We start from the raw sequence: 12,895 nt of genomic DNA, 5'->3' as shown, positions 1-12,895 counted from the left end.
AGGTTTTTTACGCTTATCGGGCACGATCAAACCGTATTCATACAGACCGGACAGACGGTATAACTGACAATGAAACTGTTTCTGCACCAACGTTGTGCGGCTTCGTCAGGTTCAAGCCAAACTTGTTCAGATTCAATACGGTTGCAGATGCTGCAGCGCCATACGGTCTCACCATTCCCAGTGCTTTCAAAATGGATGACCACCGGCGGATCCAGGGGTTCGCTACGCAATTGAGTATGGGAGACCCTCAGGCCCGCATCGGCCAGGGGTTCGATCTGCATCGACATGTAACGTTTCTGGTCAGCGGAATCACAACGATAGGGAAGCGCTTTTCTCTGTTGGGTCTGTCGTACATAGGCAAAGACAGTCTGCAGTAGCATCTTGGTGTTGGTGTCATGAACATAGGATTCAAGTTTGTTGCCGAGAACCCGTCTCTTTTTCAGGTTCTCATAGTCTTGATGTTGATTGGTGTTTGCCTGCAGAAACTGGTCCCAGTCGCCATCGATATGGCAGATCTGGTTCTCTGCATCCAATTCGTAGATGGTTGAGCCTTGGCTGGACATAATTCCCGACAACAATCTGTTTAACAGGGCTTATTAAAAAAGCATTAAGCGCGCCTTTCTAGAAATTTAGATGCCAGGTGGGGTAATAACAAGAGAGAATGCCGTTAAACAATCTATAGAAATTAGGAGGTTAAATCTCATTGGTGCCCAACCAGAAACTCAGATTCTTAGCGAGAAACTCCTCCACCGGCATATAGTGCGAACCGTCACATGAGAAGGTCAGACCGAGCATGCCGTTCATGATGTTCACGGATGCGCTGCGCAGATAGATGGTCTCATCGACGAAGCGCAACGCCTTGAACTCCTGCAGCACATCACGTAACTGTTGAGGGGTCACCTTGGCACGCTCGGGGTAGGGATGCAGTGGATAGGCCAACACGATATCCGGGTCGATGATCTCCTCGACACCATGAATATGATAGCTGTAGGGATCATCCATATCCCAGAATGAGCAGCGCCCGCTGGAGAAGTGGATCTTACAGTGAAAGATACCATGTTCGGTCATCAGGTCGTAGACCGTTTCATGCACTGAATCGATGTGCTCATCGAGTCGGCTCTGGACTCTCTGCTGCATGAACAGCTGTCCACGAACTGCTGGATCCCCCTTGAACTGCTGCCACTGGGGCTGACCCATACTGGCGTTCTCATCCGCATTGAGTTTGTCGAGAGAGAAGTCCGCTGCGATGAAGCCAACCAGGTTTTTATTCTGACGAACCGCCTGCAGAGCCGTGACACACTCACGATTGGAAAACTGGCTATGGTAGACCGATGAGAGCATGATCCCTTTGAAAGGCAGGTTGTTCTTCAGATAGGGGCGCTCGGAGAGGTCCCTGCCCCGCCAACCTCTATTCACCCCATCGGGCATTATCAGGGATGAGATCTCCCGGCCGTCCAGATCCCAGGTATAGAGAAATTCGCAATTGGTGATATCGGCGATATGTTCGAGCAGTACCCGGTCGAGTGCATCCGGGTCCTGCCAGACCTGGGCACACTGTTTGGCCAATTCGGAGAGGGGCTTGCCGATAGCGCCGGCCAAGGCATCTTTTTTCGCCAATATGATCTGTTTTACTGCGGACATAGGTTTGAGATTCACTCCTGGGCTGAACGCGATATACTTAGGTGCCTGGTTGGCCCACTAGCCATCTCTTTATACCAAAAAAATGTTGCTAAAGGATCTTAATCCGTGACCAGTTTAAAAAATGACCGTTTTCTTAGAGCCTTGGCGCGTGAGCCGGTGGATATGACCCCTGTGTGGATGATGCGTCAGGCAGGACGCTATCTGCCTGAGTACCGGGCCACCCGTGCGAAAGCCGGGAGTTTCATGGATCTATGCCGGAATCCGGAATTGGCCTGTGAGGTGACCCTGCAGCCACTGGATCGTTATCCACTGGATGCGGCAATTCTCTTCTCCGACATCCTGACCGTTCCGGATGCGATGGGTCTGGGTCTCTACTTTACCACGGGAGAGGGCCCAAGGTTTGAGCGTCCGGTAACCGATGAAGCGGCCGTTGAGGCACTCGGTCTGCCGGATATGGCTGAAGATCTGGGCTATGTGATGGATGCGGTGAGCACCATTCGGCGGGAGTTGGATGGCCGAGTGCCCTTGATCGGCTTCAGCGGCAGCCCCTGGACTCTGGCCACCTACATGGTCGAGGGTGGTGGCACCAAGAACTTCTCCAAAGTGAAAGGGATGATGTTCGACCGCCCTGAGCTGATGCATCGCCTGCTGGAGAAGGTTGCAACCGCGGTGACTGCCTATCTGAATGCACAGGTTGAAGCCGGCGCCCAGGCGTTGATGATCTTCGATACCTGGGGTGGCGCCCTGACCCCACAGCACTATCAGAGCTTTTCCCTGGACTACATGGCGCGGATTCTGGATGGCCTGACCAAACAGGCGGATGGACGCAAGATTCCGATCATCCTCTTTACCAAAGGGGGCGGGCTATGGCTGGAGAAGATGGCGGCTACCGGCTGTGACGCGCTTGGCGTCGACTGGACATTGAGTCTTGCGGATGCCCGAAGCCGGGTAGGTGACCGGGTTGCACTGCAGGGAAATCTGGACCCTTGCACCCTCTACGCCTCACCGGAACGGATTCGTGAGGAGGTGGCGAAGGTGCTCGCCAGTTATGGACAGGGGAGTGGCCATATCTTCAATCTGGGGCATGGTATCCATCCTGAGATCGATCCTGAACATGCCGGTGTGTTTGTCGAAGCGGTTCATGAATTGAGTCGTCCTTATCATCAGTAGAGCCAGTTAAAATTATGAAAGTAACCCTGCTAGGACTTGGTTTGATGGGACTGCCGGTTGCCCATCGTTTGATTCAACGAGGTCATGAGGTGAAAGCCTGGAACCGATCAGAATCACGTCTGCAGATGGCGCAGTCCGAAGGCATTACCGTGACAGGGAATCTGACAGATGCCGTCAGTGATACAGAGGTCATCCTGCTGACTTTGAGTGATGCCGAGGCAATCGGGTCGGTGCTGTTCAGTGATGAGGTCGTGAGCCGGCTTGGCGGTAAGACGGTGTTGCAGATGGGCACCATCTCGCCCGATCAAAGCCGCGAACTTGCTGACAGGGTGCAACAGTCGGGTGCTGACTATCTGGAGGTGCCGGTACTCGGCAGTATTCCGGAGGCGATGAGTGGTGAATTGATCGTCATGGCCGGTGGTTCCGAGGAGGTCTACCACCACTGCCTGTTGCTACTCAGAGGACTGGGTAAGGAGGTCGACCTGGTAGGTGGGGTCGGTCAGGCAGCTGCAATGAAATTGGCGATGAATCAACTGATCGCCGCATTGACGGTTGGCTTCGCCCAAAGCCTGGGGTTGATCCGGGCTGAGGGTGTCGAAGTTGAACATTTCATGAAGCTACTGCGTGAAAGCGCACTCTATGCACAGACTTTCGATAAAAAGCTGCAGAAGTATCTCGAGCACGACTACAGTAAAGCCAACTTTCCCCTGAAGCATCTGATCAAAGATATCGGACTGTTTAAACAGGTGGCAGAATCTTCCGGCATGAACGGTGAAGTGGCCGACGCCACACTGAGTATTTTGAACAGTGGTCAACAGGCTGGATATGGTGATGAAGACTATTCAGCCCTGTATGAAGCGATCAATCCGGGTTTCGATGCGGAAACCGATATCGGTTGTTAACAGGTCCTGACAGAAAATTGCGGGATGGTCAGGCTACATGGCTGCTTTTTGTCGGATCCGAAGATTTAACTGAGCATTGTTAATTCAAAAGACAGAATCGCTTTGAATCTGATTTTCCGAAACAGATCTGGAATGGCCGAAAGGTTATCTGCGTAAACAACCAGTAGCCATTTCACTATTCATCCGTAGATTAAAAAAACCCCATTTAATGCAAACTGTTGTCTGCTGGCTTGACAGGCATTACCATCTAGGCCTTGTTGACACGATTTCAATTGACTGTTTACAGGTGAAATTCGTAGCAGTGAAGCTGTTATTACAGGCATTAACTCACTCTTTCACATAGGCTGAATGAGCAGTAGAGTGACTATCTTGCCTTGCTGAAGATAATAGTAATCCGAGTCGTGTCAGCAGACGCCGATGCATTTATCTGACTGAAGGTTGGCAGGTAATCGAAAACAATAAGTAGATTTAACGCATGGACTGAAGATAGATGGAACTGACACTTCAACGGAAGATGAATAACAAGCTCAATCTGGAATTAGCCAAGGAATCTTACAAGCTTGCAACAAAAGCCAGTATTGGCAGTTATGCGACTTTTGCAGCCATCATCTTTTTTTTCTGGGGCCTGGTTTCAACGCCATTGCTGATAACCTGGGTCTGTATCAATGTGATCTGTTCGGCATCGGTTTTCTTTGTTGCCCGTCAGTTTGAAAACCGGGTCAATCTGAATAATGCAAACAGTTGGCTCAGCATCTACACCATTCTTGTGTTGGTGAGTGTTGTCCCCTGGGGCTTTCTTGGGCCGATCGGTTTTATGATCGAGGATGAGACCTACCATATGTTGACGCTGTTTATTCTTGGCGGTGTCACAGCGGGTGGTATCATCACCCGGGCAGTGATATTCAAGAACTATGTACTGACCCTCTTTTCTTTACTGACTCCAACACTGATAACCCTGCTGATGCAGGGAACCGCCCTTGCTGAAACCGTATTGATCCTGATATTGATCTATATGGTTTTTATGTTGTGGGTTGCAAAAAGTTACAGTCGTAACGTCAAACACAATATCCAGTTATGGCTGGACAATGAAAAGCTTCTTGGAGAGGTGAGGGACTCTCATGCTGAAATAGCAAAAAAGAATCTTGAGCTGACCCATAAGATCGAACAGGGTAAAAAGATTGAGAGCCAGCTGATTGACGCCAAGGAGAGATCTGAGCGGGCGAGTGAAGCAAAGAATCAGTTTCTGGCCAATGTAAGTCATGAACTGCGCACACCGTTGAACGGCATCATGGGTTTTACCGAGTTGTTGCAGGAAGAGAATCTGGAACAGAAACATCATCAATATGTTTCACAGATCGGCAAAGCAGCGAAAAGTCTGTTACATATTGTGAATGACATTCTGGATATCACCTCGATCGAATCTGGCCAGATCAGTTTAAATGAGGAATCCTTCTCACTGTGTACGGAAATGGAAGAGGTTGTTGCCATCATGGGCCCGGTTGCAGAGCGTAAGAATCTGGCTCTTAAACTGTGTATCGACAAGCAGCTTCATAAAAGGCTGTATGGGGATGCGAACCGATTGCGTCAGATTGTCAGCAATCTGCTTTCCAACGCGATTAAATATACCGAGTGCGGTTATGTCAGTTTGACTATAAAACTGTTGAACTCAAACGGCAAAAAAGTATTGCTTAGATTTGAAGTCGAGGATACCGGAATCGGTATTGCGGAGGAGGAATTAAGTACAATTTTCGATAATTTCACCCGGGTGGAAAATTTTGAAACCCGTAAAACGGAAGGTGCCGGGCTGGGTCTGGCAATCGTCAAGAGCCTGGTGGAAAAAATGGATGGTGAACTGGATGTCAGCAGCCGTTTGAGTGAAGGTTCCTGTTTCAGTCTGGAGTTGCCACTGAGAGTCTGTTGCAAAGATAATTTCTGTTTGCAGGCACCAAGGGCTGCCACTGTCACGCAACAACAGCGACAAAACTTTCATGTACTGGTTGTCGATGATAACGAAATCAATCGAATGCTGCTTTGTGCATTTCTTACCAAGCTTGGAAATCCCTATGCTGTCGCCAGTAATGGCTATGAAGCCTTGGCTCAAATACGCAACAACCACTTTGATGTTGTGTTGATGGATATTCAAATGCCCGATATCAGTGGGATGGATGTGGCAAATCGATTACGGGCTGAGAGTAGCGCAATACCCATTCTGATTGCGACCACAGCGCATGCTTTTCCCGAACAGCATCAAACGATTCTCGATGCCGGGTTTTCTGACCTGTTGACAAAGCCGGTTGGAATGGAGGAGTTGGAAAAGACTTTGACCCATGCCTATAGTGGCGGTTACACGGAAAAGAAGCGAGTCGCCAATACCATGTTGATCTAATCCTTGCCATGATTGAGCGTAGCGATCAGATAAAATAGATTACTTCCCAAGCTTCATACATTCCCTGTTTCAAATCGTGTCGCCCGGCAGAGTCGATTACCCTTTCGAGGCGCTTCGGCCCGCTGAATGCGAATAATCTTATCAACTCATTATTTGCTTGATTCATGTCAAGTTTGTAATCACCACCATCCTCTATGATGCGCAGTTTCAATGCTAGAGATCTTTGGTGCGCCATGAGTAAATATCAGCTACCTATCGTAGCCAGTGATCAGATACCGCTTGTCGAACTGGAAGTGATGAATCAGGTGCATCGGGAAGAGGTTGAAATGATCAACCAGTTGGGAACGCTGCTGATCAACGGATTAGAAGTCGAGCCCGAAATTGAGAAGATCAGTCACTCGCTAATGGCCTGGATCGATCATACCCAGGAACATTTTGAAGGTGAAAACAAAATGATGATGGAGCATGGCTTCCACGCCTATCCGGTGCATAAGGGGGAGCATGATCAGGTGTTGTCAGGCCTTGAATCGCTACAGGCTCAATGGCTCACGGAGTTCAATCTGGAAGCCCTGGCCGACTTTATCTTCATCGAGTGGCGCAATTGGTTTGATAGTCATGTCAAAACTATGGACATGGTGACAGCCCAGTTCTTAGGCCGGTTTATTCGTTAGAGAAAGCTGGAAAGTGTGAGCTGGTCAGGCTAGGGCCTGTTAACTGGCCCTAAGCGAGTGCTCTGGTATTTTGCAGGGCGGGGCCAGTGACTGACCACCGCCCTATTCTGCAGTTAGCCAATCATTACTGAGATAATGATACCCAGTACCAGGATTGCTAGTGCGCCGACTATTGCTTTATCACTACCTAACATGGTTTGTCCTCCAAAATTGACTTGACCAAAAGCTCCACAAAAGAATAGACAACAGTAAGAGTGTCTTTTCACGGGAGACAAGCAATAACATTGCGGAGACCAGGGTAATTGCGGCATGCTCGTTTTTAACTGACATAAGTCAATGAACTGCAAGGTTTTAGTTCATTTTTCTCAAAGTGTGACCGGTTGTTTACAGTGCCTGGTGGCGATTTTGTTCGGTCATCTGCACCGGAGATCATAGGCCGGCGTAGATAGATTGGCGAGAGGATGCCCCCCATCACTCCCTATTGGGACGGGTTTCATGGTACAAATAGCTCAAATACTCTTTATCCTGATACACCGGCAAAAAAAGCAATAACAGATCAGGTAAGAGCCGTGGATACTCCAATTCAATGCAGAACGCTGGTGTGTGGTTGCTATCCACCGCGCCTCATCTCTGTGGCTATATTTACTGGCCGGCTGGGGTATCATTCATCCTGACACCATGCCGGAGAGCGATTGGCACCCAGCAGGGTTGACTGGTGTAGCGAGAAGGTGGTCCCGATATGAATCTGCTGTTTAGTGAACTTCCCGGACGTTTTGAACGTCATTTGATGCGCAAGCATGACAATCCCCTGTTTCAAGCGTCACAGAATCAGCTGACCCAGGAGCAATTGACAGAAGCCCAACGTCTCGACCATGAGGAGCTGGTCGCCTATATCGAGAGTCTGCGCAAGCTGGTCGGGGAAGCCGTGGCCCTGGGTCCCCATGAGCAGAGCGATGTGATTCTTGAGCTTAAAGAGCGACTCGACAAGGCCTACGAAAACGCCTGCCGACTGGCCGATGATCAGACTCCGAACAAGCAGGCGATCATGAAACTGGTCGAGGTGATCATGCGTGCGGTATGGAAAGGGGCCGGTAATGACACCCTGGCGCATCAAGAGCTGCAGCAGGAGGAGGCCGCCCGAAAAACCCATTATGCATTGCTTGAGCATCCTTTGGTGGCCGACCTGCTCGATCCCGATTCACTGATCCTTCAAAATGAACTGCTGCCGGTACTGTTGAGTGCGGAGCAGGATGAGTTTGAAACCGCCATCACCCTGTTCGATACGGCACAGTTGTCTGAACTCTGTCGTCAGGGTGAGGATTTGTTTGGCGCAGCGGCCGAAAGTGAAGCCTGGCAAAAGGCGAAACAGCGGTTTGATATCCTGCAGGGGGTGTTGGATTCCCTCGGCCGTGAAGGCGAGAACGCCTGAGCCGGGAGATCACCTCGATGGATTGTCTGCCCAGAGAATGATCCAGCCCATTACTGATCCGCAAAGTCCTGGGTCCAGTAGATTCGATAGCGTGCCGATGGGTTTTCTGCCATGCCGGCGCCCATTTCCGTGACGGCCGTGTTCATGATATTGGCGCAGTGGCCGGGACTCTCCAGCCAGGCGGTCATCACCGCCTCCTCATCGTTGTAGCCGGCTGCGATATTTTCGGCATAGGTGCGCCAGTTGTAACCTGCAGCTGTGATTCTATCCCCAGGGCTTGAGCCATCCAGGCCGCTATGGTCGAAAAAGTCATTGTCCGCCATGGAAGTTGAGTGGTTCTGTGCGGCGGTTTCCAGTTGGCAGTGCCAGGCGATCGCTTCGACGGCGCCATAACTGGTGCCGCCGCAATCCTTGCTGACCGCACGGGCATTGTTTACCAGAGTCAGCATCAGTTTGTCACTGTCGTCCATGCAGGCATCGATGGTTGCCTGGCTGGTGCTGCCCAGGTTGTAGCTCGATCCGGTGGTGAAATCCCAGCTCTCAAGTGCAACCGGATTGCCTGAGAGATCCTGCAGATTTGTCCCCAGTGTTACCCGATAGAGGGTGTTTGCAAGCAGTGGATTATCGAAACTCAGGATCAGGCTGTCGCTGTCTGAGTCATAGCTGACACTGGCGGCTACCGACGAACCTGCCTGGGTAACCAGAAGACTCTGGTCATCGACCAGGGTCGCATCCAGGGGTTCGTCGAAACTGACACTGACCTGGGTGGTGGTTGAGACACCTACCGCATCGGCCAGGGGTGATCGGCTGGTGACCGCAGGGGCTGTGGTGTCCGCAGCCGGTGAGAGTTGAATGGTGATATCAGCCGTGGCGCTGTACTCCCCGTCATTCACCGTCAAGCGCAGGCTCAAGCTGCTGCTCTGGATCACTTCCGGTGCGATGAAACTGAGGCTGGGATTGCTATTGTTGGTCAGGGTGAGCGCCTCTCCCCCGGTCTGTGTCCAGAGGTAACTGAGGCTGTCCCCATCAGGATCACTGGATGCGGAGCCGTCCAGAGTGACGGTTTCCCCCGAGGTGATGTTTTGACTGCCACTGATCGAGGCTGCCGGTGGTTGGTTTACCGGCTGGGGTGTCACTCCATCATCTGCCGGTGGTGGCTGATCCGGTTCCACCGGGGTGTTATCCCCTTCATCCGGCGCTGTCGTGTCGTTGCCGCCATCATCCGGTGGGGTGTTGTTCTCATCTCCACTGTTGCTGTCATCCTGAGTATTGTCATCGACTGTGGTTTGAGGACTCCCATCATCACCCCCGGATCCACCACCGCCACAGGCGATTAATGTGAGGCTGAGCATCAGTGACAGGAGAAGGGCTTTTGTATTGTTTTTACGGAACATAAGACAAACCATCAGCTAAAGACCAAGGGCACCACCAAGCTCCAACCCCGATGTTGGAGCGGCTGGCGCCTACGACTAATAGTCGGCGAGTCTGTTGGAATCTACAGGCTGTTTCAGGGCTAAAACCTGGGCTTGTTCACAATTGTGGGAGTTGAGGAAGCTTGGATCCTATTTAATCCGGTGACCAGATAGTTCAGTTTCAGCCGCCGGGTTGAATATTTAGCCCTAGCCGGTATTGCGTAAGCCTGCGGAGATGGCATTGATCGAGCGTAACAGGGGGGTCAGCCAAAGCTCCTGCTGCTCTTCGCTCAGGCCACTGTAGCGGTAGTGTTTGATCAACTCCAGCTGAATGTGATTAAGCGGATCCAGATAGGCGTCTCTGCGGCGGATCGATTGCTGCAGAATGGGGGCGTCATCCAGCAGTTCATTCAGCTGGGCAATGGTCAGAATTTCAGCGCAGGTCAGTTCGTACTCGTGCTTGATCATGTCGAAGATCGCTCGGCTGGTGGGTTTATCCAGACAGAGATCGGCATACTTTTGTGCGATGGCCATGTTCGACTTGGTCAAGGCCATCTGGGCGTTATTCAACAGGGCGTGAAAGAAGGGCCACTCCTGATACATGGTACGAAGCTTTTTCAGTCTGCCAGGCTTGTTTTTGCGCCAGTTGGCCAAACCGCTGCCGATGCCATACCAACCAGGAAGATTCTGCCTCGACTGTCCCCAGCCGAATACCCAGGCGATCGCTCTTACCGAGGATTTGGAGCGGTTTCCTTTGCTCCGATGGGAGGGTCTGGAGCCGATGTTCATCAGGCCGATCTCGTTGACCGGGGTTGCCTCGTAGAAGTAGTCGAGAAATCCGGGGGTCTGTTCAGTGAGTTTGCGGAACTGTTGCTCGCCAAGCCCGGCAATCTCCTGCATGATTTGGCTGTAGTCCTGTCGCTCCTGCTTGACTGTGGATACCAGACCCTGACTGGCTTTCAACAGGCCGGTGATACCCATGGTCAGTTCATAGATGGCTGTCTCCTGGTTGCTGTACTTGTAGGAGAGAACTTCACCCTGTTCAGTAAATTTGATCTCACCGTTGACCGTGTTTTTCGGCTGGGCGAGGATCGATTGATGGGTTGGCCCACCGCCCCGCCCTACGGTGCCTCCCCGGCCGTGAAACAGCCGGCAGCGCAATTTTTCCCGGTCTGCGAGATCGATGATCCGCTGCTGGGTCTGGTAGAGATTCCAGGCTGAGGCCATGATTCCCCCGTCCTTGGCAGAGTCGGAATAACCGAGCATGATCTCCTGCCGTCGATGGCTGGCATTCAGCAGATTCTGATAACAGGGGTTTGCGAACAGGCTTCGCAGAATCTCTTCACAACGTTTTAGATCGTCGATGGTTTCGAACAGGGGAGAGATCTCCAGTCGGCAGAACCAACTGCCCTGATCGAAGCCGAGCAGTCCGGCCAGGCGGCCAAGCAGGGCCACCTCCATGATGTCACTGGCCTGGTGGGTCATGGAGATGACGTACTGACCAATCGCCTTTGGGCTGATGCTGGTTTGGGTTTCAGCGATCAGATCGAATACCGCCAGCATCTTGCGGGTCTCATCCGATAAGCGGTCTCGCTGCAGCGGCTTGGTCAGTCCGTTGCTGATTTTGGCGTCAAGCAGGGCCAATCTCTGATCGGTATCGAGCTGCAGGTAGTCATTGGCGTCGCCGCTCTGTTTGAGGATTTCCGCCACCGCTTCACTGTGCAGTTTCGACTCCTGTCGTATGTCCAGAGACATCAGATAAAAACCAAAGGTTTCCGCCAGGTGTATCAGCTCCTGCAAGGCCCCTTCAGCTGCATCTCCATCGCCATGGCTCAACAGGGAGTTGTAGATCAGTTTGAGGTCCCGCTGGAAGGCCTGTTCATCGGTATAGGCGCCGGCATGGCCAGACTCTTCAAGCGTCTCACTTGGTAAAGCAGGCATGGTCAGGCGTAATCGTTCACGCATGATGTAGAGCTTGCGCCGGTAGGGTTCATCCTCGAAGCGACGGGGATTGTCGCAGAACAGCTGTTTGCAGATTTCATTGTCGACCTTCAGGCTCTCAGTGAACGCCCAATTGGGATTACAGAAGCGATTTGAGAAAGTCAGTTCGGCAATCAGGCTGTCCACTCGGCGGATATACTCCTGCAGAATGGTCTGCTGCTGCAGGGTCAGGGCCAGACGGGTCACCTCCGGTGTGACGTAGGGGTTGCCGTCACGGTCGCCACCGATCCAGGATCCGAAGCGGATGAAGGGCGAGAGCTGAACTCCATGATACTCAGGATGCTCTCCATAGACACGCTCGATCCCTGCCCGAAGCCGTCGATAGACCTGAGGTACGGCATCAAACAGACTGCTCTGAAAATAGTGCAGACCCAGGCGTATCTCGTTGCGCACCTCGGGACGAACCGCCCGAACCTCTTCTGTCTTCCACAGAGTCTGGATCTGGGTCTTGAGTGAACGAATGGTCTGCTCACGTTGTTCAAGTCGTCGCTTGGGGGCATCCAGATCCTCACTGGTGAGAAAAATCCGGCGCAACAGGTTCATGATCACCAACCGTTTGGACTCAGTGGGGTGTGCCGTGAATACCGGAATGTAGGCCGCATCATCGAGTATGCTCTGCAGCTGGTGGGGCTCAATGCCATGAGCATGGAAAGCCCGTAGAGTATGGTCGAAAGAGCCCTGCCATAACTCCTGGCCCTTGCCGGCGATACGTCGGCGCTGGCGATGCAGAAAAGCCTCCTCGGCAATATTCACCAGCACGAAATAGATACTGAAAGCCCTCACAACGGCACTGAGGGTTTCGGGTTGCAGGGAGAGAATCAGCCGGGTGAGACGATCGTAGAGGGCAGGATCGTGCTTTTTATTCAGTTTGATGTAGCCCTTGCGCAAACGCTCGACCACCGTATAGGTATCCTTTCCAACCTGTTCCTGCAGAACCTGACCCAGCAGTATTCCCAGCAGTCGCACACGGCTACGCAGGTTCTTGTCGTGTTTAACACAGGCTTTGGTAAAACTGTCGGTCATGGTCGGCTTATCTTTGTTGCGGATCCCTTTTGTAAACAGTAGCAGGCTTGAGCTCCTCCCACACCACAAAAGAGCCGGGGTTAAAATGATTTCAGACCGAAAATGAATGCGCGTAGACGTAATAAGATCTCGCCTAGCTGCTATCGCTTCACAGATTGATTTTCGTGCCTGTTTTGGTTTTTGTTCACCGTCGTTGGAGAGAGTGAACAAAGGGTGAATCGAAGTGAAATCGCTTGGGACATTTATAGAGCACTTTTGAC

The 12,895-nt window shown here is 51.8% G+C and carries 10 protein-coding genes; 5 read left to right on the top strand and 5 right to left on the bottom strand.

Annotated features, from left to right (window positions below):
* Positions 1–26: 26 nt before the first annotated feature.
* Together A3193_RS16030 and A3193_RS16025 are read right to left on the bottom strand one after the other, a co-directional pair.
* A complete protein-coding gene (locus A3193_RS16030; protein ID WP_069015283.1) occupies positions 27–563 on the bottom strand; it encodes a hypothetical protein in 537 nt (178 codons plus the stop codon).
* Positions 564–693: 130 nt separating this feature from the next.
* The gene (locus A3193_RS16025) at positions 694–1,641 is read right to left on the bottom strand and encodes a PDC sensor domain-containing protein (protein WP_069015282.1); all 948 of its coding nucleotides are present in this window, start codon (positions 1,639–1,641) and stop codon (positions 694–696) included.
* 105 nt (positions 1,642–1,746) lie between these two features.
* Here A3193_RS16025 and hemE point away from each other — a divergent pair, with 105 nt between their 5' ends.
* The 3 genes from hemE (at position 1,747) to A3193_RS16010 (ending at position 6,099) form a co-directional block, all read left to right on the top strand.
* On the top strand, positions 1,747–2,811 hold the full coding sequence (gene hemE, locus A3193_RS16020) for a uroporphyrinogen decarboxylase (RefSeq protein ID WP_069003232.1): 1,065 nt from the start codon (positions 1,747–1,749) through the stop codon (positions 2,809–2,811).
* 14 nt (positions 2,812–2,825) lie between these two features.
* Complete coding sequence (locus A3193_RS16015; RefSeq protein WP_069015281.1) at positions 2,826–3,713, top strand: NAD(P)-dependent oxidoreductase; 888 nt, start codon at positions 2,826–2,828, stop codon at positions 3,711–3,713.
* A gap of 490 nt (positions 3,714–4,203) precedes the next feature.
* The gene (locus A3193_RS16010) at positions 4,204–6,099 is read left to right on the top strand and encodes an ATP-binding protein (protein WP_069015280.1); all 1,896 of its coding nucleotides are present in this window, start codon (positions 4,204–4,206) and stop codon (positions 6,097–6,099) included.
* Positions 6,100–6,124: 25 nt separating this feature from the next.
* Here A3193_RS16010 and A3193_RS20670 read toward each other — a convergent pair whose 3' ends face one another.
* Entirely contained in the window at positions 6,125–6,334 is a 210-nt protein-coding gene (locus tag A3193_RS20670) for a hypothetical protein (RefSeq protein WP_069003235.1), read from the bottom strand.
* Between A3193_RS20670 and A3193_RS16000 the strand changes: the two genes are divergently transcribed.
* Both A3193_RS16000 and A3193_RS15995 read left to right on the top strand, forming a co-directional pair.
* Entirely contained in the window at positions 6,333–6,770 is a 438-nt protein-coding gene (locus A3193_RS16000; RefSeq protein ID WP_069015279.1) for a bacteriohemerythrin, read from the top strand. The genes A3193_RS20670 and A3193_RS16000 overlap by 2 nt on opposite strands.
* A gap of 739 nt (positions 6,771–7,509) precedes the next feature.
* On the top strand, positions 7,510–8,199 hold the full coding sequence (locus A3193_RS15995; RefSeq protein WP_235615017.1) for a hypothetical protein: 690 nt from the start codon (positions 7,510–7,512) through the stop codon (positions 8,197–8,199).
* Between the two features lie 50 nt (positions 8,200–8,249).
* On the opposite strand, the gene A3193_RS20300 is transcribed toward A3193_RS15995, so the two are convergent.
* Positions 8,250–9,593, bottom strand: coding sequence for a CAP domain-containing protein (locus tag A3193_RS20300; protein ID WP_162273753.1), 1,344 nt, complete (start codon positions 9,591–9,593; stop codon positions 8,250–8,252).
* Between the two features lie 225 nt (positions 9,594–9,818).
* On the bottom strand, positions 9,819–12,635 hold the full coding sequence (gene ppc, locus A3193_RS15985) for a phosphoenolpyruvate carboxylase (protein ID WP_069003237.1): 2,817 nt from the start codon (positions 12,633–12,635) through the stop codon (positions 9,819–9,821).
* Positions 12,636–12,895 lie beyond the last annotated feature (260 nt).

The sequence above is a fragment of the Candidatus Thiodiazotropha endoloripes genome, assembly GCF_001708965.1.
In the GTDB taxonomy this organism is placed as follows: Bacteria; Pseudomonadota; Gammaproteobacteria; order Chromatiales; family Chromatiaceae; genus Thiodiazotropha; species Thiodiazotropha endoloripes.
The sequence above is the reverse complement of the archived record's forward strand: the minus strand, read 5'-3'. Positions and strand labels throughout refer to the sequence as shown.